Origin of the sequence: Vibrio harveyi (assembly GCF_030060435.1) — a bacterium.
Taxonomy (GTDB): Bacteria; Pseudomonadota; Gammaproteobacteria; order Enterobacterales; family Vibrionaceae; genus Vibrio; species Vibrio harveyi.
This window is the reverse complement of the sequence record NZ_CP125875.1, coordinates 36,910-58,979: the sequence shown is the minus strand read 5'-3', so window position 1 is coordinate 58,979 and position 22,070 is coordinate 36,910. Positions and strand designations below refer to the sequence as shown.

Genomic DNA, 22,070 nt, shown 5'->3' with positions numbered 1-22,070 from the left:
GCACTAACCGACATTGCCCGACAACCTCTATTGCAAGCAATCAGAGTTAGGAAGACTGTTCCTTCTTAGCTACTAGCCAGCAAAGCCGCGCTGCGGCAAGGAGACGCTATGGGCGATACCGATCGGAAACTGTTTGTACTCGATACCAACATTCTTCTTCATGAACCCTTCGCCATCTTCTCTTTCCAAGAACACGATGTCGTCATCCCAATGACCGTGTTGGAAGAACTCGACCGAATCAAAGACAGTAAACGTGATGTAGCAAGGGATGCACGCGTTGCGATTCGCGCTTTGGAAGATCTGTTTAAAGACGCAACACCAGATGAAATCTCAGAAGGTATTCCAGTTTCTAAAGACAACCCAAGCCAAGGCACCATCTCTATTTTGGCGGACTTCGAATTGCAGGAAACCGTCAAAGCCTTCGCCGACAAAGCCGGTGACAACCGCATACTCAATGCGGTGCTTTATCTGCAAAACAAACGCGCACCACGTGAAGTCGTGCTCGTAACCAAAGACATCAACATGCGTTTGCGAGCCAAAGGCGCTGGCGTACGTTTCGTTGAAGACTATCGTACGGATCAACTGATTGATGATATCCAATATCTCACCAAAGGCTTCCAACAACGTGAAGGTGATTTTTGGAGTGATGTGGATGAAGTTGAGAGTTACGCGCTGGGTGGAAAAACGTTCCATAAACTCAACCGCGAACCGTTCGAGCCGACCTTTATCAACCAATACGTGATTGATGAAGAGAGTGATTTTGTAGGTCGAGTAGAAACCATTAATGAGGATAAGGTTACGCTGCTCGACCTGAGTCGTGAGCGCATGATGCATCGTCGCGCTTGGGACATTACACCGAAAAATATCTATCAAGGCATGGCGATGGATGCCTTGCTTGATCCTGATATTGATTTGGTGATTCTGACCGGCGCTGCCGGTAGTGGTAAAACGCTCCTTGCAATGGCAGCAGCACTAGAACAAACCATTGAAAAAGGCATGTTCGATAAGATTATCGTAACGCGGAACACGCCAGATATTGGTGAGTCGATTGGTTTCTTACCGGGCTCGGAAGAAGAGAAAATGATGCCTTGGTTAGCCGCGGTGACCGACACCTTGGAAGCGCTGCACAAGAACGACCATTGCACCGAAGGTTCGATGAAGTACATCTGTGATAAAGCCAACATTCAGTTTAAATCGATCAACTTTATGCGTGGCCGCTCTATCCAGAATGCGTTTGTCTTGCTCGATGAGTGCCAAAACTTAACCGCTTCACAAATCAAAACCATCATCACCCGTTGTGGTGAAGGCACCAAGATTGTGTGCTCGGGTAACTTGGCACAGATTGATTCACACTACCTAACCCCAGTGACGTCTGGTTTGACGTATATGGTAGAACGCTTCAAAAACTTTGAAGGCAGTGCCAATATTCACCTCAATGGTGTGGTGCGCAGCCGCTTGGCTGAATTTGCTGAAGAGAACCTATAGCGAATACCCTCCCCCTAAAAACAAAAGAGCGCTCAATGAGCGCTCTTTTTAATTCTATTTCAGATGAAGTTTACTCAGTACCACCAACGGTAATGGAGTCGAGTTTCAATGTTGGTTGACCAACGCCAACCGGTACGCTTTGCCCCGCCTTACCACACACACCAACACCTCTGTCGATGCTTAGGTCGTTACCCACCATAGAAACTTGCTGCATCGCTTCAATGCCAGAGCCAATCAGCGTTGCGCCTTTCACTGGGCGAGTGATTTTGCCATCTTCAATCAAGTACGCTTCCGATGCAGAGAACACGAACTTACCAGAAGTGATGTCCACCTGACCGCCACCGAAGTTTGGTGCGTACAGACCTTTCTTCACCGTAGAGATGATCTCTTCTGGTGTGTGTTCGCCCGGTAGCATGTAAGTATTAGTCATACGTGGCATTGGTAGATGTGCGTAAGACTCACGACGGCCGTTACCTGTAGGGTTCACACCCATTAGGCGTGCGTTTAGCTTGTCTTGCATGTAGCCTTTCAGCACACCATTTTCGATAAGCGTGTTGTATTGACCGTTCACACCTTCATCATCCACGTTCAATGAGCCGCGCAGGTCTTTCAGCGTGCCATCATCCACGATAGTACAAAGTGGAGACGTCACTTGCTCACCCATCTTGCCAGAGAACACTGATGACTCTTTGCGGTTGAAGTCACCTTCTAAACCGTGACCTACTGCTTCGTGCAGCAGTACGCCAGGCCAACCAGAACCAAGTACCACAGGCATCATGCCTGCAGGTGCTGCTTCTGCTTCTAAGTTCACTAGCGCCATACGAATCGCTTCATCTGCGAATTGGAAGGCTTGTTTCACGCCGTTCGTTTCAGATAGGAAGAAGTCGTAACCGAAACGACCACCACCACCAGCGCTACCGCGTTCACGGCGATCGCCTTTTTCAGCAAGAACACTGATTGATAGACGAACAAGCGGGCGAATATCGCCAGCGTAAGTACCGTCGGTTGCTGCAACTAGCATTTGCTCGTGCACACCGCTGATGCTTATCGACACTTCTTTGATGAGTGGCTCTTTGGTACGAATGTACGCATCCAGAGACAATAACAGTTCAGTTTTTTGTTGCTTTTCCCAGCTTGCTAGTGGGTTTACCGCATCGTAGTAAGCTTGGTTATCAGAACGCTTGAATGCGTGCACTTTGCCGTTTTGACCTTGCTGCGCAATACCACGCGCTGCAATCGCACTTTGCTTCAAACCTTCTAGTTGAATTTGGTCTGAGTAGGCGAAACCGGTTTTCTCGCCTGTGACTGCTCGTACTCCGACACCACAGTCAATATTGAAAGAGCCATCTTTAATGATACTGTCTTCTAGAACCAGAGACTCATGCCAGCTGGACTGAAAGTAAATGTCCGCATAATCGATCTGGCGCGTCGCAATGCTCGCTAGTGTGTCAGCGATGTCTTGCTCTGTCAGACCGTTTGGGGCAAGGAGTGCCTGTTCTATTTGGTTTATGCTCATAGTTAGCTCTTTTATTTCCGTTTCAATTCATTTTGAAAGCGACTGTGTTGAGTCAGCGGCATATTCTGCCTTACTTGCTGGTTGTGTGACAAATCTATCTCTGCCACCAGCAGTCCTACTTGGTCATTCAATTGTTGGTGAACGCGCCCCCAAGGATCAATCACCATGGAGTGCCCCCAGGTTTGACGACCACAAGGATGCGTCCCCGTTTGCCCGCAGGCAAGAATCCAGCACTGGGTTTCAATCGCACGCGCTCTTAGCAGTACTTCCCAATGCGCCTCTCCCGTGACGGCGGTAAACGCAGCGGGCACAACGATAACTTGTGCTCCTGCTAAGCGTAGTGCTTTAAACAGTTCAGGAAAGCGTACGTCGTAGCAAATACTTAAGCCTACCGTACCAATATTGGTCTCTGCCGTCACGATGCGATTACCTGCACTAAAGGTATCCGACTCACGATAGCTGCCATACCCATCGGCTACATCCACGTCAAACATATGCAGCTTATCGTAATGAGCAATACGCTCGCCTTGCGGTGAGAAAACAAATGTCGTGGTAGTCACGCCTTGTTCAGTGCGAATCGGCATGCTTCCGACTATTAGCGTTAATTGATTGCGTTGTGCGATCTCAGATAAACACTGCTGGATAGGACCGTCACCCAAAGTTTCTGCGTTCTGGTGATACACCTCTCGATTGGCAAACTGCGTAGCGTTTTCTGGTGTCACAACCAGCTTCACACCTTGCTCAGCAGCCAATGCACATTGCTTGGCAATGAAGTCCAGATTCTCCTCGATATCTGGACCTGATGTCATTTGAATGATGCCAACACGTTCCATGTATTCAATTCCTTGTTCGTCAGAAGACTAACCGCGCAATTACTTCGCTTGCTCACGCAGTTTTTCTGGCAACTTGTATTCACCTTTGCTTCGTGAAATCTCTTTTACAGTAGGTGAATCCAGAGGACCTTTCACTTCGTAGTTTACTTGCGTGAAGACTTCCACTACTGGAGAGATAACCGTCGAAATCGCCAGTACGTACAACGCCGTTTGAGGCGCTACAGCAAAGGCAGTCAGCATAGGTAAACCTGAAGTAATGTCCGGAGTAAAATTCACTTCCGCATCCACCAAGCGGGTGTTCATATCGGCGATGCCACGAATCTTCATTTCACCGGCCAGTGCATCCATCACAATATCGTTGGTGATAAATACACCATCTTGGATTTTGCCTGTACCCGTGATTGAGTTGAATGCCATCCCTTTGTCGAACACGTCGGTAAAGTCGAGCTGCATCTTACGAATGATCGAATCAAGACTAAACAGACCAAGCAATCGCGCCGCGCCACTCACTTCGGTGATCACGCCTTTACCAAATTCGGTAGAGACGTCACCTTGCAAACTTTGAGTCTTCATCGACCACGGCGCGCCATCCCAGTCTAGGTTGGCATTGATTTCAAACGGCGCTTGTTGGATGCCAGAGGTTATCCCAAAGCGCTCCATCAAATCACTGTTGTTATCACCCTTAACTTTCATGGATAGGTTTGAATGACTTCGCTCTTTGGTTAGCTCCCACCAACCGCTCATATCAATACGGTTTTGACCACTACTGAAAGTTACGTTCTTCCATTCAAGTCGATTATTGCCACGCTCGACATCCACGTTTACCTTGCCGACCTTGTAACCTTGCAACCAGAAATCATCAATGTTCAAAGTTAAGTTTGGCATTTCTGCATGAAACTTGCGGTCAAAGTTTGAGATTAGTGGTGCGCTCTGATCTTCACTAGCGAACAGAGAACTGCGCTCTTTCGTCATCTCATCAAAACCTGGAATATACAGGTGTAAATGCTCCAATGAGACGGACAAATCATACGGTTTGAGGTAATTGGCTTTGCCTTTCACTTCTTGACTATCAACATCGAGCTGCCAGCTTAGATTCTTCTTACGTGCATTCAAATCCACATCGTGAAACTCGATACCACCAAGCTCCAAATTCTTCACATCCATGCTAATACGCGTTGGAAGTGGAACAGTCGGTGTTTTCATGCTCGACAAAACAGACTGTGTGGTACTTTGTGGAACGTGCATTAAATCCGCCCACTTATCGAGGCTCAAATCATCCAAACGAATTGAAGCGTCGTGTCCTACCACAGGGCTGATTTTGAAACCGCCGTTCCCCACAACGAGATTTGTTGCGGTCAATACTGGGACATCGCCTGAAATGTCGATTTCCGTTTGGTATTTCGCATTTGGGATCTGCAAACGAGCCGAAACACTTTCTTGGTTTCCAGAAGCTTGGAGCTTCGCTTGCCCTTTTTCGCCCCGCTTTTTCCCAAGCGGGTACGGATATTCACTTGCTAACTGACTAAGCTGAGCAAGCACATCCACTTGATAGGTAAAACCCACATCGTTGAGTTGTAGATCGATGTCCATTTGCCATGGTGCATGACCTGAAACAAGGCTTAACCAACGCTCGCCAAGGTAAGGTTTGAGTGGGTCTACCTCCCAATCACCAAGGGTATTGATGGTCACATTGTAGCCTTGCTCGGCGTTCTCACCACGAAAGTCCAGTGAGATTGGCTGCTTCAATAATTCAGCAGATAGACCAGAAGTAGTCACTACATCGTTATCGAACTTGATACGGCCAGTCGCGTTCTCTAACGTCATCGGCGGCGCATCAATATCTACGCGGTTGTTCTTAAGATCCGCATAGCCCCATGCGCGAGCGTCTTTCTCGGTATCAAATGGGATATTGAGTTGGAATTCTGAATAAACAGGACCACTAACTTGCAGTGCGGTCAACGCAGCCCCCACAGAGTCAACCAGTGGCGTTGCCATCATGTAGTCACGAACTTCATTACCCGGTGCGCTTGCTTTCGCTTCGATCTCGATATGGCCACCTTCTGCAAGCTCGGGAATACGACCTGTGATTCGCTTCGCTTTCACGCCATTTAACGTGGCAGACTTCGAATCCAAGTACATGGCATCGTTTTCAAACAACAAATCGAGTTGTAAATCTGTAATGGTTGGCCAAGCAGTATCAAAGCTGAACTTCGCATTCTTCAATCCAACCCATGCTTGGAACATGCCGTTATGCTCTTTATACGGGAAGTCACCTAGCTCGCCATACCAAAGCAGCTTCGCAGTATTGACCTTACCCCCCTGAATCGCAGTAGATAGGTAGTCTGTCAAATCTTGCCCAAGTGCTAGAGTTGGAAGGTAACGCCACGTTTCACCAGCGTTGTAGAGATCAGCTTCTGCATAAAACGACAGAAATGGGCTTTGCTCTTTCGGGAAATCGAGACGGAACGCACCCAGCACTTGCAGATCTGGTGTCGCCGCAGTCACTTTATCAGACCACAAACGCCAACCATCTTCATCTTGCTGCCAAACGATGTCGACTTCACCCTGTTTGATGTTTAAAGGCGCTTGGAATACGTCCCCATATGGGAAGACATCATCGATAACCGTCACTTTCGCTTTTGCTTGTTCTAGGTTACCCGAGACTTTGCCTTGCACATGACTAAAGCCAGGCAGCAGCTCCCACTGCGTTAAACCCAATTCATCCAGTTCGGCTGAGTAACGTAGCGTGTCTAAACCACCATTCATCGACAGGCGAATGTCTTCCACTCGTCCTTTCGGCGCTAGTTTATCTAGCAAATCCGTAGTGGATTCTGATTTAGGTGCTAACTTAACGAGCGGGGTTAACGCTTCAATGTCTAATTGGGATAAGTTGAGTAGCCAGCCATCTGGTTGCCAATCAAAGGCAACATCCAGCTCAGGCCATGGTCGGTCATCGGTGCGGATTTGCAGTGAGTGACCATTTACTTTCCAGCCTTCTTTATCTGGTGAAAGCTTGAAAATACCAGACTCCAGCAGCAGTTCATGACGCCCTTTCTCATTCCACACTAACTCAGAGGGTTGCAGATCGACATAAGCGTAACTTGGTTGGCTGTGTTGCAACGTCAACCAAGTGTTGAGACTCACTTTGCCTGACTCAACGCCAGACTCATCTTGCATGTAAGTGGTTAGCCAAGGCGTCACGGACACATCTTTTGCACTTACGTAAAATTCACCTGAGATATCACGCAGCGAACCATAATCTTTGAAGTTAGCACGCACTAACAATGAGTTGAGACTTGCGTCCGCAATGCTCACTGTGCCTTCCGCTAAGTGATGCTTACCTTGGTTGCTCCAACGTAATTGCTCGATGTCCAAGCGGCGTGTTTCACCAGACACTGACTTGTACCAAATACGTGAGTCGGTAATCGTGAAATCTTCAAACTGACGCAGTAACAAGGAGTCCAACTGATCAATCAGCTTTGATTCACTTTGGCTGACATTCGCTGCTGGGTCGTTATTTTCTGATTTAGACAACAAATCAACGGTACGAATGTCTAATGCCAAGTCATCAATGGTGAGATCTGCGACCACAGGCTTAAACTTTAGGAGAGATTGAATCAAGTCGAATTCAATATGAATTTCATCCACGGCAAAGCGCGCGTCTTGGTTATTCGGCAGATTCGCTTCTAGGCCTTGCAGTGCGATAGAGGGATGGCTATTACGCCAAGAGCCAGCAACGCTGGCAATAGAAAAGTCAAAACCTGTGCCTTGCTTGACCCAGGTTTTGATCTCATCTTGGAAGTGGTTAAGTTGTGGCAATGCTACGCGTAGTGTGGTTACTAAGATGGCTAAAAGCACCAATAACGTAACTAAAGTCCACGCGCAGAAACGCCCGAAACGGTTAAAACCAGAATTCACAAATTTTCCAATTACATCATGACGACGTCAAACTGCTCCTGAATGTACAGGGGTTCAGCTTGAATACGAACTTGCTTACCAATAAATACTTCGAGTTCAGCCAGTGCGTGAGATTCATCACCCAATAGTGTTTCCGCTACGTATGGTGACGCGTATACGACAAAGTTGTCTGCATCATAAGCACGGTTCACTCGGGTAATTTCACGTAGGATCTCATAACACACGGTCTCTACTGTCTTCACGCTACCGCGACCTTCACAAGTAGGACAGCTAGAACATAAGATATGTTCAATACTTTCGCGCGTACGCTTACGAGTCATCTCAACTAAGCCTAGCTGAGTAAAGCCGTTAATGTTGGTCTTCACTCGATCTTTTGAGAGCGCCGTTTCCAACGAAGTTAGTACACGCTTACGATGTTCTTCTGACGCCATATCGATAAAGTCGATAATGATAATGCCGCCTAAGTTGCGTAGACGCAGCTGACGAGCGATCGCTTGAGTCGCTTCAACATTAGTGTTGAAGATGGTTTCTTCAAGATTACGACGACCGACAAACGCGCCAGTATTGATGTCGACCGTTGTCATTGCTTCAGTTTGATCAATGATTAGGTAGCCACCTGACTTAAGCTCAACTTTACGTTCCAGAGAGCGTTGGATTTCGTTCTCTGTGTCGTACATATCGAAGATTGGCTTATCGCCTTCGTACAACTCAAGCTTATCAGTCAGCTCAGGAACATACTCAGACGTAAACTCTTTAAGGTTCTCGTATTCAAGACGAGAGTCAACCATAACCTTGTCTAGCTCAGTGCCAACAAAATCACGCAGGATGCGTTGTGCCAAGCCTAACTCACCATACAAGGTCGAACGGGTTTTGTACTTCGAGCGACGCTCCATGACTTTCTGCCATAAGCGCTTCAAAAATGCCGCATCTTGAGAGAGCTCTTTTTCGTCTGCACCTTCTGCCGCAGTACGAATAATAAAACCGCCGTGCTCGTCGCAGTAGTGGTTAACCACTTTCTTTAGACGCTCACGTTCACTTTCACTTTCGATACGCTGAGAAACGCCAACATGGCTAGCCCCAGGCATAAAGACAAGATAACGTGATGGGAGGGTAATATCAGTCGTCAGGCGAGCGCCCTTGGTACCTAGTGGGTCTTTAACCACCTGCACAACAATATCCTGACCTTGGCGAACCAACTCAGAAATATCACGAACTTGAAATTGTTGCTTTTCGTTTTCCGCCACACACTCAGTATGCGGAACAATATCTGACGCGTGCAAGAATGCCGCTTTATCTAAACCAATATCGACAAACGCCGCTTGCATGCCCGGCAATACTCGGCTCACTTTGCCTTTATAAATATTGCCAACAATGCCACGGCGCGATTCTCGTTCTATATGAACTTCTTGTAGTACTCCACCTTCAATCATGGCCACACGAGTTTCACTCGGGGTCACGTTAAGCAGCAATTCTGCACTCATGTGCACACCTCAAAACAATTATAAAAATTCTTGAATTAGCTGATCGGTTTCGAACAAAGGTAAGCCTACTACGGCGTGATAACTGCCTTCGATTCGGGTGACGAAACGCCCGCCGAGTCCTTGAATACCATAACTTCCAGCTTTATCGCATGGTTCGCCTGACTGCCAGTATCGTTCTATTTCTTCTTCAGTCAGAGTTTTGAACCACACGTCAGTGATAACGACCACTGAGTGTTGTTGTTCTTTTGATACGACGCTCACCGCAGTCATCACTTGATGCTGACGACCCGATAAATCGCTGAGCATGCGTTTTGAATCTTCGAAATTTTTTGGTTTTTCTAATACGTGGTTATCGCACACCACCACGGTATCGGAGCCCAATACAACGGAATCAGGCTTAGCCATCGCTAAGCCTGCTTGAGCTTTTTCCAGAGAGAGACGCAAAACATAGTCTTTTGCTTGCTCGTGATCTTGTTTGGCTTCCTCTATATCAGGAAGCACAATATCGAAGTCATAACCTAGTTGAGCAAGCAACTCTTTTCTTCTCGGAGAACCCGATGCGAGAACGAGGGATAAGCCCTTTTTCACAACGCTACCTTACGTGCCATGCGCGACGGACGCGTCGCATTAATAAAAACATCCATGGCCAAAGTATACAGTTTATTGCCGCAGTCCACAGAGATAATGGATTAAATACTACGTCCTGGTTCAAATATTCCCCACAGAATATAAGAAGTTCCAGTAGCACGGTAAAAAAGGCAATCAAAATCGATTGTTGCCACAATGCCATGTTACGAATCACCAAGAAGTTCAACGCAACCAAGTAGATAACGATCGACATCATCATCCCTCGGATCCCGAGCGTCGAGCCAATCAAAATATCCCAAAGCAAACCTAAAACCAGAGCGGTACCAACGTTGACACGATGCGGCAGTGCCAGCACCCAATAACAGGTAACAAGGAACAGCCATGATGGACGTAGTAAATCCAAAACGCCTGGCCATGGAATAGTTTGCAAGACTAGCGCGACGAAGAAGCTGACGCCGATGACCATTCGGCTTCTAAATACACTATTGGCCATCGGTTACCTCTTGTTCTGAACCTTCTTCTACATTGGACTGCAGTACTTTGTGTTGACGGTCTTCATTCGGCCAAATCAATAGCAAGTAGCGCAGACGATCAAACTCAACCACAGGTTCCGCTTTGATTGATGCGAATTCTTGGCGAGTATCGTGATCCACATTCGTAACAGTTGCGACTGGGTAGCCTTCTGGATAAATACCCCCAAGACCCGATGTCACCAGCAAATCGCCGACTTGGATATCGGTACTGGTTGGGATGTGCTCTAGTTGGATTTCATCCACTTCACCATTACCGGAAGCGATAACACGAATATCGTTACGAATCACTTGGACTGGAATTGCGTTTTTCGCATCTGTTAACAACAAGACACGTGCGTTGTGCGCGGCCACAAACGTTACCTGACCAACGATACCTTTCTCGTTGATAACAGGTTGACCAACGTAAACGCCATCAATACGACCTTTATCGATCACCACTTGGTGGCGGTACGGTGACGTGTCCACAGCCATCACTTCTGTGACGACTTTCTTCTCGTCACGGACGAATGAAGAGCCGAGCAGTTTACGCAGGCGTTGGTTTTCTTCTTTATACTGGTCGAGCAAGATCAGCTCGCTCTTCAGGCGAAGCACTTCGCGCTTCAAATTGCGATTGCCTTCAATCAGTGCCTGACGAGTATTTAAACTCTCGAACATTCCATCGAACATGCTACGAGGCAAATTAGCTGCGTATTGGATTGGCGCAACCATACTGTTCAATAGGTATCGGACGTTGGAAAACGTATCTAGACGGTTATCAGCCAGCATCAAGCTCGCCGACACGATGACAGCAAAAAACAGACGCAATTGCAGAGATGGACCTCTGCCAAAAATCGGTTTCATCTTGTTTTTAACCTGATTGCTACCATGATTATTGAGCCTTACTTGGCAACCTGAGAATCTGACATGAAGAGATTCTAGGTATGGAGCAGATTGAAATTACAGAGAGCGGAAATGAAGGTGAAGCCCATATGGACTCCACCCTGCACTTTATTCTTCAGAGAATAGATCGCCACCGTGCATGTCGATCATTTCTAGTGCTTTACCGCCGCCACGAGCCACACAGGTTAGTGGATCTTCAGCGATAACCACTGGAATACCAGTTTCTTCCATTAGTAGACGGTCTAGGTCTTTCAGTAGTGCACCACCACCTGTTAACACCATACCGTTTTCAGAGATATCAGACGCAAGCTCTGGTGGACACTGCTCTAGTGCAACCATCACTGCCGATACGATGCCTGACAGTGGCTCTTGTAATGCTTCTAGGATTTCGTTTGAGTTCAGGCTAAAGCTGCGTGGCACACCTTCTGCTAGGTTACGACCGCGAACTTCGATCTCTTGAACTTCATCACCAGGGTAAGCAGAACCGATTTCGTGTTTGATCTTTTCAGCCGTTGCTTCACCGATCAAGCTGCCGTAGTTACGACGTACGTAGTTGATCACAGCTTCATCAAAGCGGTCACCACCAATACGTACAGAAGAAGAGTAAACCACACCGTTTAGTGAGATAACCGCAACTTCAGTTGTACCACCACCGATATCAACCACCATTGAACCTGTTGGCTCAGAGACACGCAGACCTGCACCGATTGCTGCCGCCATTGGCTCATCAATTAGGTAAACTTCGCGCGCACCAGCACCTAGTGCAGATTCACGAATCGCACGACGCTCAACTTGAGTAGAACCACAAGGAACACAAACCAGTACACGTGGGCTTGGTTTAAGGATGCTGTTGTCATGCACTTGCTTAATGAAGTGCTGAAGCATTTTTTCTGTTACGTAGAAGTCAGCGATAACGCCATCTTTCATTGGACGGATAGCTGAGATGTTACCTGGCGTACGACCAAGCATCTGTTTTGCCGCATGGCCTACAGCAGCAACGCTTTTTGCAGAACCTACACGATCTTGACGAATAGCAACTACAGAAGGTTCATCAAGGACAATACCCTGTCCCTTTACGTAAATTAGAGTGTTGGCAGTACCTAAATCGATAGATAGGTCGTTTGAAAACATGCCACGAAGTTTTTTAAACATATTCTTCGCTCATCCTGCAAAAATTTAGAAGACAAAAATTGTCCTAAATGTACCAATGCCTCGCTGTCACAGCAAGGCATTGGTACACAAACATGAGCAGAAAGCCTCAATTTCTTGCAGTTTCCTTACTTAACGCAAGAAACCGAAGTTTGTTATTGTCCGGTTAAGCCCGGTTCACCACGATAAATCACTCGGTCATTGCCTCGATGAATACCAAACGTAACTACCGATGATGGGTTTTCTTCGGAGCCATCTTTATCCCAGTCGTATTTGAGCCAAGGGAGCGAATTGCCACCACCTTCAAGATTAAGCCATACGCGAGTTTGCTGGCGATACGGCTCTGCTTCTTTTGCTGTTACAGAACGAGAATAACCAGAAGCGACCTCTCCACCAGCCCCTAACGTGACATCCTTAGGTTTCGCATTATCACCTTTAGGCCAAATATGCTCTTGTTTAGCCTTCACACCAGTAACATCGGTTTGGCTGTCATTTGGGTTAGCAATAAAGCGGCTACCATTCCAGTATTCAACTCGTAATGGCACTCTCAGCGTCGAGCCTTGGTTGCCACCGACATCATCTAGGTCTACACGACCAAAGCGGATGTCAGGTTGGGTAGGCAATACCCCCTCACTACCATCGATAGATACTGGATCCTTATTATCATCCGCAGATTTGATTGATATCGCCGTATCTTTCGCGTTCTCGTTGAAGTTGAGCGGACCATCTGGGTAGCTTGGGACAGAGCCTTTTGATAGCTCTAACCCATCCGTCATTGAACCAGTAAACTTACCTAGACTTCTTGAAGTGACATAAGCAGCACCATTATTCACCCAAGTCCCCGTATAGGTTTTGTTCAAAATAAAACGAGGCTGATAAGAGCTAGTATCTTTCAAACCAAACTTTGCTTGTAAGCCACTAGAGAAGAAGGCGTAGTTTGTTAAAGCGCCTTTATCCGCATTTAATGCCTCAACATAAAACTCCTCGACGCCAAAGCCTTGTCCCATATAAGCAAAGTTTTCTTGATGCGGGTAAGCCCATTGATTTCCTTTCGCTTCATCAACTCGGAAATACTTAGGGTAGAAACGACCAATATTTTCTTCTGCTGGCGTAATGGTGAAAGCTTTACTGCCGAGATACGTTTCAGGTGGTGTAATCGTAAAATCAAAAGCACCAACTTCGGACACAGTTTGCGTCACTGACCCCGTACCATTAGTTAGATTGATATGATCGTATGTGGTCGTCCCTAAAGTGCCAGGAATCGCACTATCAAACTGCGGGTAAGACACTTTATGACTAATCGTTAAACCTGATTGTTGATAGTTTTGTGCTGGCTTCTTATCATCACCAAATTGATAAGCCGTCACTTTCATTGTGAACTCTTCTCCAGCAGCAACCAGTTTCTGGCTACAAGAGCCTGAACCACACAGACCACCATCAACCGTCAATTTGAGATATGCTGGAAAACTCACAAAGCTATTCTGTCCTAACGAATCCTTTTCATCTTTTATTTTCGCCTTCAGCGCGACTTTGCCTGCCTCTGGATACTTTAAGTTGAAGTAAGCTTTACCTTGCTTATTAAAGTAGACATCAGCAACCTCAACAGTATTTGTCCCAACGGTAACCTCGTTACTGAAAGAACCATCTCTCTTTTTGAAAGAGACATAAGCGGGGACTGATACTGCATTGCTTGTCGGTTCGATTCTTTCAATGGATAACTGAACATCTCGATTTTCGCCGTCACCGCCCTGTTGGCTTGGTGAACTACAAAACTCCAAATAAGGCGAACTTTGATTGCTATATTGTGCCTGTCCTTTGGTATTGAAGAATGGCTTACCAGCGACCTTATCTGGAACCGTTACACCCAACGCCGCAGAGTTAAATACGATATTACAGTTTTGCTCAGATAGCGGACCACCAGCGATACGACACTTCGCTCCGTCGAAGCCAAACTGTGGAACCGAGCTACTTGCAATTCCAAGTTTTGCTGAACCTGATTGGAACGCTTGTAGCTTCAACGAAACAGAGTCAGAGAACGTAACATGATCTCCCCCTTCCCATGCGACAAGAGAATCCGATTGCGGCAATAAGGACACCGTCACAGGATCAACCGTTGCTCCCGGGTTCGAGCTCAATACTGAAGATGGGTACGTTTTCGAACAAGAAGCATCCATACATGCTCGTAGTGTTACCTCGGACGCCTGACAAATACTGCCAGTACCAGCGTAATCAAATTCGAAGTGGTGAATGCCTTCCGTTATTTTCTGGTATTTATCGGCACAAACTTGGAAGTTATCCATTTCGTGTGTGTTTGTAAGTGCCCCCGTGGAAGCAGTAACTGAAATACGGAAGTTTTCAGGTGTGTAATTGAAGTTCCCTTCAGTTAATACATCAAAATTACTAATTACTGTATGCCATTGACCATTAACTCCAACCTTTCGCTGTACGGATAGAGTAATCGCTCCCGAATTGCGAGAGTTCAAAATAACCTTGTAGCGATGAGGAGTGCTCGAACGATTATCTAACGGTTGGTTAAACTGCTTTCCTTTGATGTACTTGTAACCTTTTAGCCATTTACCGTTGTTGTCTTTAATGCCTGCGCCACGCACGCCAACACTGTTTGCAGAGCCATGACTAGCAAGGTTTTCCCCACCTTCTCGGTAAAAGTTGCCGTATTCATCGATACCTATGCCTAACCAGCCACCAGCAAAGCCCTCAACATCATGAGACACCTCACCAGAGTGGTTTTTGTGTAGCTTCATACCATAACCCAATGGTCCGCCGAAAGCCCCTGTTTGCGGAGGCACATTAGCATCAGAGATAACCAACGCAACGCCATCTGCACCATTATAGCCACCACCATAAGCAAAGTGATCGAACTCAACTTCTAAGTAGTTCTCATCGGATGGGAATAAGTAGTTGTAAGCAGAAGCAGTCGCTTGACGAGCTCTATTACCATTTAATCGAAATCGTCCATTAACTACTTGCGGCTTAATGCTGCTGTCGTAACCAATAACAGACCAGTTATCAACATTAGATGAACTAAACGTTTCCATTGGAAGTAAATTACATTGCTGGACTGGAGGTTCCACAGGGCACGAATAATCAGGCTTTTGAATTACGACATTTTTCTTCATTGTCAAATGACGCGCTGTTACTGAACCATGCACCGTAATTGGGTTATTGAAATTAACAGTATCGGCTAAGATAAACCCATAGAATTGTTTAGATTTTGTTTGAAAATTCACTGACGCATTTGGCGCATAAATTGTTGCGTAGTAGTTTGTTGTAACATCGATAGGATTAGAGAAAACAACTGAGTTACCACTCACGTTGATTCTGGAATTGTTATAAAAAGAATACTTAGTGTGCCCAACATGCTCCCAACGCTCAAAAGTGACAGTAGAATCTTGAGGAATAACAATTCTCAAGTCATCTCTCGGACCCGCTTCAGCTCTGAAGTTACGAACATTGGTGCCGTCGGGTAAAATTACTTTAATTTGATCAAAAGGCGAATTGTTCTGACTTACCCATAACCTATCAAGATTCTTTTCGATTTTAATCTCGATTCCACTCTTGCCATTTAGAGAGTAGCGTGTCGCGCTACACAAGCTAGTATTGTCACACTTATAGCCGATATTATGAGCCTCTAACGACAATGAATGGTCGCCAAAATCGGTAGGAACACCTGTAGGTTCAGACGCTTTTCTCGCCTCTAGATGCCCATCATTATTACCGACATCACACCCCGTATCACTTCCACAAATAGGGGAACGATACAGTCTATCTCGAGCATCATCTACGTTCGCTTTATCAAAACCCGCCAGAATATATTGAGCTTTATTTGGTTGTTGAGCATTTGACGAGTAATAAAATAGGTCTTCTTTATTTGTGACCGTATAGAAGCTTTTGTAGTCTTCCGACCAACCTAATACACGCGCACTCTTGTTTGGCACATTAAGTGTATTTTCTGAATAACCTTTCATCCCCTGAATTGGCTCAGGGAAATATTGACAAATATTACTAGGTAATTCAGGTTCTATTGGAGCAGGTAGACTGCCATCGCAATCAAGTCCACTTGGGCTTCCTTGTTCATAAAGACTTAACTTACCATTTTTCAAGTTAACATTATTTATTGTACTAATTAGTTGCCAGTCACTTTCCCCAGCAAACTTGCGATAATATTTTAACGTTCCAGAATTATGGCTAACCTGATGTTCAAGACGAATGTTATAAGGTTGACCTGCTAATAAATTAGGCTCATCGAAGTAGTAGTTTGCATTACCATATTCATAGCCATTATACCAAAGCACTTCGCGAGGATGGCGTCCACTGTGCTCTAAATACACATAGCTATTTGATGCAGGACCAACCACATTAAAGGTTACAGTAAAGTCTTTATTTCCCCACACATCACAAGTAGCAGCTTGAGCAGGAAAATTAAGCAGGCAAGCAAGCATTGTAATTATGATTAATATTATTTTTTTCATTATTTTATTTACTCCCTAACCCAAATCTCTTGTTGGCGCTGTACTTGTGCAACCCCGGAACCACAAATTGCTGTGGCTTGCACTCTGAAAAGAGATTCAGCTTCAGAGGTACCTGCGTTAAAGGTACCGATATTTGAACATGTCATAGTATTGATTCGGCAACCCGAGCCTTGTGTAATCTGTGTAGGAGGAGATGTATTACCGTTTTCAATCTTAGAGCAAACATCAGCGATGACGGAGCCATCTGTGTTTAATGGATAAAGCTGAGTTAGTGCCCACTCATTGGCAGATTGAGCAATAAACCAAGCTTTGGTGCCCAAGAATTCTTTCGTTAATGTACTTTGGTTTGACCAACTTACTCTCATCAAAGAAGCAGCTAAGTACCCCATCACTATGATGACAAACAACACGACGATCAGAACACTACCTTGTTGGACATTTCTACGGAACATTGAGCACCTGCACGTCTTGTTGGTAAACACTACGCTCCCCGTTTTGAGTGAACTCTAAATTGATGTGTACAAGACCACCACGCTGCAGCGTTGGCTCTAGATAGTGCATATCACTTACAGAAGTATCGACACTATCCGCGACTGTAATTCCATTGCGCGTTATTTGATTATTTTCGAAGCAGTAACGTACTTCAGACTTATCTTGATAGACGTAATGACGGCTCGAAATAGAAGAGCCCCCAATCGTACTGGCAGCCCCACTAATAACAAAGACATCACCAGTTTTGGCTAGACCACCAACATTTAAACTTTGTGAAGAAGAAGGTTGCAGATCTTCATAACGACTCGGATTAATAACCATCCAAGCGTTAGCGGGCATTGGGTTTAACGTGGCGTCATTGCCCAATAAGAACTCCAAGTCGTTATTTGTCAGTGTGTAGAACCCTGAATACTCAATAGGTACAAACTCTAAACACTTCGTCGTGTCATCAGGCTCATGAAAACTATTCGGTACCGCATGGCGAATTTCTCGAGACATTTTCTCCAACACAAACTGGGCTTGAGTTTGCATACGTTGTCGGTCAATTGTATCCGCGTAACCTTTCATACCAAGCTGAACATAACCCGCAATACCCAGCATGATAAAACTCCCGATCACAATGGTGACGATCATTTCCATTAAGGTAAAACCACGAGCTTTCATCAGTAGTTTCCTCTTATGGCAGTGAGTGTTAATGGCTGAGTGTTGCTTGCAAAAATAGTAATAGTGATTTTTTTATAGTTAGTGATGCCTGTCGTTTTTGCCGTAGATAAGTTGTCGTACGCAACTCCGACCTCAACACGGAAATTGCGATATTTATCTTCACCGCTCTTCCCTAACACATCAGCAATACTCCCACGCTTCGCTCCTTGGCATTGACCTACCGTTGTAGACGTACTCCAACACCCGATATAGTCATCTACATCATTAAAATCATTAGGCGTTGCCTCCAAAGAACCGTCGAGTTTTCTATCAGCACCTAATTTACTCACCTCAGTGCAATTCACACCGTTCTCACCACATCGAACAGTACCACCATCGAAGTCACTGTTTTCATCAAAGCCGCGCGCCAATATTTGCGACATAAATCCCTGCCCTAAGGCAGCCGCACGCATTTGATAATGAGGCATTGCTGAATCACGAATTTGAGGAACTAAAAAAGACGTAAACGCTACCATCGCAATCCCCATAAGAACGATGGCAATGATCATCTCAATAAGCGTCATACCAATGTGCTTTCTCATGAGCATGCTCCCTCCGAAACATAACCCTGAGGGTTGATCAATACTCGGCACTGGCTTTGACCGTTTTTATCTTGAATAAGAATAGAAATACCAGCAGAGGAAACATTGAGAGGATTACCCAATAGATCAAATTCAATGGGACTAGAGGCACCATTAATAATAGAAAACTGTGCTGAGTTATCGACAACAACATCGCTTCGAGCATCTCGTTCCTTACTAACCAGATTGCACGCTGCACTAGATCCTATACAAGTACTCGTAATCGATAGACAAAAGTTAGTGTAGCTAGAGTCCTCTCCAGCTTTGTAGCTACTGGGTAGACATCTTTCAGGATAAGACTTGTTTGGGATATTGATATTCGACTGCATGCGATTCACTTGAACTTGGCGAATCACAGAAATGGCTTGTTCTTGAAGTGCAAATGCAGACACACTGCCTTTGCCTATAAAACGGCTGGCAGCAAATAGGGAGAGAATAGATAAGAGAACGATCACTAAGATCAATTCCATCAAGGTAAACCCTAATGTAGAGCTGCGAATTTTCATAACCCAACCTTAGGCTTAAGACAAGCGAAGTAAGTATACGATGAAATTATGAGAATAATGATAGGTTTATAAGTTTTAAATTCGAAGTGTGAGCAAGTGTACAAATAACCACCAACAAGTTATTTCTCTCCTTTCGAGCGCTCCAATTCTTCTTCAATTCGATCGTAGGTTTCTTTATTGCTTAGCGTTTCAGAAACGTGCTCAGCGGTTTGCTTAGTTTGCTCCCACTTCGCTTCGTAAGTTTCTGGTTCAAAGCTGATAAATCTTGGTAATACCACATAACCGATCACACCTAAGATAATCAGCACAACCACAAACTCTATTGCACTAAGACCCGATGATTTACGCATATGCACTATTCCGAGATTAACCAAAATAAAGAGATAAAGGTCAGACTAGCTGACCTTTCAAGGAACTTCTTAACTGATTAACATTTAGTGTCAGTTACTGTTGTTTTAGCACCGTCATCGATACCTTTACCTGACGCAGAGGTATAAGTAACGTAGCACTCTGTCTCTTTAATCTTATCTACAGTATTGCCAGTGCTGCCAGCTTTCAGTGTAGAAGTTGGGAAAGTAGCAACTAATGTACCAGCAGCACCCGAAGTACTTGCTGTTGATGCCCACGCCCAATCTTCATTCAGACCAGAAACTGACTTAACCAGACCGTTAGCATCAGGTTTTGGGTATCCATAGTCGGTCTGAATGTCATTCTCTAGTGTTTGACCGAATGTAGCTTCTTTTCCTTCAATTGCCGCCTTACCGTATACAATTCCAGCAGCACCATCCATTGCTCCTTTTAAACCTTGCAATGCAGAACCACGAGCATCCGACTGCAGGTTAAGGAAACGTGGTGCTGCAGTTACCGCTAGAATACCTAGGATTACAATTACCACTACCAATTCGATAAGGGTGAAACCACCTTGTCTTTTCATTGTTTACTCTCTCTATGTAAGCATGCAGAGTGACTGCAAAGTTTATCGGTCACACGACCATTTTGGATATTGTCAAAACGGTTTTGCGTCTCAACACACTAAGCGAAATTAGTTAGGTGAGTACTTTCTCTACCGCTTGAGCAGAATGACGATTCGCCATTGTTAAGTAAAAGCTGCGCTAAAAAGTGAATAACCAAATGGTTTACTTTCAATTACAACCTTTTTCTTATGGTAATGTTTGCATTATACCGACTTTCATTCCTATTTATAGTACTTAAGTGTCAAAAAATTCACTCCGCCGACATTTCGACGTCTATTTTCAGGTAATTAGCGTCAGATATAACGACAACTCTCTGTCCATTTTCATAAGTATAGTGACATGTATAACTATTACTTTTAATTGCTCCACGAATTTCTAACAACTCGCTCGCCATAATTTTACGTTGCGGGTAATGCACCGCTAACCAAAAGCCACAATCCAAAACCCCGTCTTGACGAAATGGCGACACTAGACCTGCTTCTGTCATATCGAGTTCAAACCCATCCATCGACATATGTTTGGGCTCACCATGAACCATCCACGCCTGATGATAACGTTGCACGCTATCTTGCATCCAAACCTTGGCAAGCTTGGCTCCAGTGACTTGCGCTTGCTGCTCTACTGGCTTGAGGCTATGCACAAACGCCACCAGCAAAATTAACCCAATAACACCTGCAAGGATAAGCGTTGCGCGACTCTGATTTTCAACCACTGGTTTAGCCGCCTTTGATGATGTCCAGCATCCCCCACATTGGAAGGAAAATACCCAGTGCGAGCACCATAACCATGCCTGCCACAATGACCAAAAGTAGTGGTTCAATTCGAGCGGTCAGTGTCTTCAAGTCGTAATCCACTTCTCGATCGTAGAAGTCCGACACTTCTAAGAGAAGCTCATCGATACGACCAGTCTCTTCACCAACCGCTATCATTTGAATAACCAAAGGCGTAAAAATTTTACTGTTGATTGCCGTGACAGAAATGGTACTGCCCGCTTCAATAGCAGACTTCATTTCTAAAATTCGGTTTTCCAAGAACTTGTTGCCAAGCGCCTCACCAGCCAGAGCTAAAGACTGGTTTAGAGGTACACCGGATTTCAGCATCAACGAAAAGGTTCTTGAGAAACGAGATAGCTGTGCTCGGTTTACGATATCGCCCACGATTGGCAATCGTAGACGGAACTTATCGAACTTCTCTCGACCATCTGCGGTTGCAACCCAAGCTCTAAATAAAAAGAATGCCCCAACGATTGCCGCAATGAGTAGTCCCCAAAAATTCACAAAGAAGTTAGAGGTCGCAATCAGGATTCTGGTTGGCAAAGGAAGCTCCACCCCAAAACGGGTAAACATCGATGCAAACTCTGGGATCACCAAAATGTTCAAAATAAACATCGCTATAGTGATGAACACAATAACGAATGTTGGGTAACGCATTGCTGCTTTAATTCGCTTACGAGTTTCCAGTTCTTGCTCGTAGTAATTCGCCAATTGCAATAAAGCTTGGTCTAGTCGACCTGTGTTTTCACCAACGTTGATCATAGAAACAAACAACGGGCTGAACACCTTGGAATGTGGCTGCATTGCCGAGGACAAGCCACGACCATTGCTCAGCTCCGCTACCACATCTTCAAGCGCTTCTTTGAGCTGTTTGTTTTCGCAGTTTTGCAGCAGACCACGCATAGAACGCAGCAGTGGTACACCAGCCTTCGTCAAACTAAATAGCTGGCGAGAAAACAGGATAATCACTTCAAGCGGAATCGCCGGTACGAACAATTTAGACAGGCTAACTTTGCTCTTTACCGCTTCTTTTTCCAAACGCAGGTTAAGAGGAATGATCCCCTTATTCATCAATGCTTCCGCTGCAGCTTCAGAATTCACAGCATCAACTTTGCCACTGGTGGATGAGCCGTCTAAAGTGCGACCTTGATAACGAAAAGTTGGCATTCA

The 22,070-nt window shown here is 45.4% G+C and carries 18 protein-coding genes; 1 reads left to right on the top strand and 17 read right to left on the bottom strand.

Annotation, left to right across the window (positions count from 1 at the left end):
- Positions 1–108: 108 nt before the first annotated feature.
- Positions 109–1,485, top strand: a complete 1,377-nt coding sequence (locus QMY49_RS00220; protein WP_005444370.1) for a PhoH family protein — start codon at positions 109–111, stop codon at positions 1,483–1,485.
- Positions 1,486–1,555: 70 nt separating this feature from the next.
- On the opposite strand, the gene tldD is transcribed toward QMY49_RS00220, so the two are convergent.
- The 17 genes from tldD to QMY49_RS00135 form a co-directional block, all read right to left on the bottom strand.
- Entirely contained in the window at positions 1,556–3,001 is a 1,446-nt protein-coding gene (gene tldD / locus QMY49_RS00215; RefSeq protein WP_005444369.1) for a metalloprotease TldD, read from the bottom strand.
- A gap of 11 nt (positions 3,002–3,012) precedes the next feature.
- Entirely contained in the window at positions 3,013–3,834 is an 822-nt protein-coding gene (locus QMY49_RS00210) for a carbon-nitrogen hydrolase family protein (protein ID WP_283312378.1), read from the bottom strand.
- Positions 3,835–3,873: 39 nt separating this feature from the next.
- Complete coding sequence (locus QMY49_RS00205) at positions 3,874–7,752, bottom strand: YhdP family protein (protein WP_050935753.1); 3,879 nt, start codon at positions 7,750–7,752, stop codon at positions 3,874–3,876.
- 11 nt (positions 7,753–7,763) lie between these two features.
- Positions 7,764–9,233, bottom strand: a complete 1,470-nt coding sequence (gene rng, locus QMY49_RS00200) for a ribonuclease G (RefSeq protein ID WP_005444363.1) — start codon at positions 9,231–9,233, stop codon at positions 7,764–7,766.
- A gap of 18 nt (positions 9,234–9,251) precedes the next feature.
- The gene (locus tag QMY49_RS00195; protein WP_009703017.1) at positions 9,252–9,821 is read right to left on the bottom strand and encodes a Maf family protein; all 570 of its coding nucleotides are present in this window, start codon (positions 9,819–9,821) and stop codon (positions 9,252–9,254) included.
- A gap of 4 nt (positions 9,822–9,825) precedes the next feature.
- Positions 9,826–10,314, bottom strand: a complete 489-nt coding sequence (gene mreD / locus QMY49_RS00190; RefSeq protein ID WP_005444359.1) for a rod shape-determining protein MreD — start codon at positions 10,312–10,314, stop codon at positions 9,826–9,828.
- A complete protein-coding gene (gene mreC, locus QMY49_RS00185; protein WP_005444357.1) occupies positions 10,304–11,194 on the bottom strand; it encodes a rod shape-determining protein MreC in 891 nt (296 codons plus the stop codon). Before mreC ends, mreD begins: the two co-directional genes overlap by 11 nt.
- Positions 11,195–11,341: 147 nt before the next feature.
- Positions 11,342–12,385 (bottom strand): rod shape-determining protein, encoded by a 1,044-nt coding sequence (locus tag QMY49_RS00180; RefSeq protein ID WP_005381144.1) that lies wholly within the window; start codon positions 12,383–12,385, stop codon positions 11,342–11,344.
- A gap of 152 nt (positions 12,386–12,537) precedes the next feature.
- Positions 12,538–16,872: a DUF6701 domain-containing protein gene (locus QMY49_RS00175; RefSeq protein WP_283312376.1), complete on the bottom strand. Its 4,335-nt coding sequence runs from the start codon at positions 16,870–16,872 to the stop codon at positions 12,538–12,540.
- An 8-nt stretch (positions 16,873–16,880) separates the two neighbouring features.
- A complete protein-coding gene (locus tag QMY49_RS00170; RefSeq protein WP_005533762.1) occupies positions 16,881–17,324 on the bottom strand; it encodes a hypothetical protein in 444 nt (147 codons plus the stop codon).
- Positions 17,314–18,027: a PilW family protein gene (locus tag QMY49_RS00165; protein WP_009698816.1), complete on the bottom strand. Its 714-nt coding sequence runs from the start codon at positions 18,025–18,027 to the stop codon at positions 17,314–17,316. Before QMY49_RS00165 ends, QMY49_RS00170 begins: the two co-directional genes overlap by 11 nt.
- The gene (locus QMY49_RS00160; protein ID WP_009698817.1) at positions 18,027–18,608 is read right to left on the bottom strand and encodes a type II secretion system protein; all 582 of its coding nucleotides are present in this window, start codon (positions 18,606–18,608) and stop codon (positions 18,027–18,029) included. Before QMY49_RS00160 ends, QMY49_RS00165 begins: the two co-directional genes overlap by 1 nt.
- Positions 18,605–19,153: a type II secretion system protein gene (locus QMY49_RS00155; RefSeq protein ID WP_017817384.1), complete on the bottom strand. Its 549-nt coding sequence runs from the start codon at positions 19,151–19,153 to the stop codon at positions 18,605–18,607. Before QMY49_RS00155 ends, QMY49_RS00160 begins: the two co-directional genes overlap by 4 nt.
- A 119-nt stretch (positions 19,154–19,272) precedes the next feature.
- Positions 19,273–19,503, bottom strand: a complete 231-nt coding sequence (locus QMY49_RS00150; protein ID WP_005432800.1) for a type II secretion system protein — start codon at positions 19,501–19,503, stop codon at positions 19,273–19,275.
- 77 nt (positions 19,504–19,580) lie between these two features.
- The gene (locus QMY49_RS00145; RefSeq protein WP_050908036.1) at positions 19,581–20,087 is read right to left on the bottom strand and encodes a type II secretion system protein; all 507 of its coding nucleotides are present in this window, start codon (positions 20,085–20,087) and stop codon (positions 19,581–19,583) included.
- 290 nt (positions 20,088–20,377) lie between these two features.
- Positions 20,378–20,839, bottom strand: coding sequence for a hypothetical protein (locus tag QMY49_RS00140; protein ID WP_050922695.1), 462 nt, complete (start codon positions 20,837–20,839; stop codon positions 20,378–20,380).
- 4 nt (positions 20,840–20,843) lie between these two features.
- Entirely contained in the window at positions 20,844–22,067 is a 1,224-nt protein-coding gene (locus QMY49_RS00135) for a type II secretion system F family protein (protein ID WP_005444339.1), read from the bottom strand.
- Positions 22,068–22,070 lie beyond the last annotated feature (3 nt).

Coding starts and splice junctions, on each gene's coding strand:
- tldD (WP_005444369.1), bottom strand. CDS start 3,001: ATGAGCATAAACCAAATAGAACAGGCACTCCTTGCCCCAAACGGTCTG.
- rng (WP_005444363.1), bottom strand. CDS start 9,233: ATGAGTGCAGAATTGCTGCTTAACGTGACCCCGAGTGAAACTCGTGTG.
- QMY49_RS00180 (WP_005381144.1), bottom strand. CDS start 12,385: ATGTTTAAAAAACTTCGTGGCATGTTTTCAAACGACCTATCTATCGAT.
- QMY49_RS00155 (WP_017817384.1), bottom strand. CDS start 19,153: ATGAAAATTCGCAGCTCTACATTAGGGTTTACCTTGATGGAATTGATC.
- QMY49_RS00170 (WP_005533762.1), bottom strand. CDS start 17,324: ATGTTCCGTAGAAATGTCCAACAAGGTAGTGTTCTGATCGTCGTGTTG.
- QMY49_RS00145 (WP_050908036.1), bottom strand. CDS start 20,087: ATGAAAAGACAAGGTGGTTTCACCCTTATCGAATTGGTAGTGGTAATT.
- mreC (WP_005444357.1), bottom strand. CDS start 11,194: ATGAAACCGATTTTTGGCAGAGGTCCATCTCTGCAATTGCGTCTGTTT.
- QMY49_RS00135 (WP_005444339.1), bottom strand. CDS start 22,067: ATGCCAACTTTTCGTTATCAAGGTCGCACTTTAGACGGCTCATCCACC.
- QMY49_RS00150 (WP_005432800.1), bottom strand. CDS start 19,503: ATGCGTAAATCATCGGGTCTTAGTGCAATAGAGTTTGTGGTTGTGCTG.
- QMY49_RS00175 (WP_283312376.1), bottom strand. CDS start 16,872: ATGAAAAAAATAATATTAATCATAATTACAATGCTTGCTTGCCTGCTT.
- QMY49_RS00220 (WP_005444370.1), top strand. CDS start 109: ATGGGCGATACCGATCGGAAACTGTTTGTACTCGATACCAACATTCTT.
- QMY49_RS00165 (WP_009698816.1), bottom strand. CDS start 18,027: ATGAAAGCTCGTGGTTTTACCTTAATGGAAATGATCGTCACCATTGTG.
- mreD (WP_005444359.1), bottom strand. CDS start 10,314: ATGGCCAATAGTGTATTTAGAAGCCGAATGGTCATCGGCGTCAGCTTC.
- QMY49_RS00160 (WP_009698817.1), bottom strand. CDS start 18,608: ATGAGAAAGCACATTGGTATGACGCTTATTGAGATGATCATTGCCATC.
- QMY49_RS00210 (WP_283312378.1), bottom strand. CDS start 3,834: ATGGAACGTGTTGGCATCATTCAAATGACATCAGGTCCAGATATCGAG.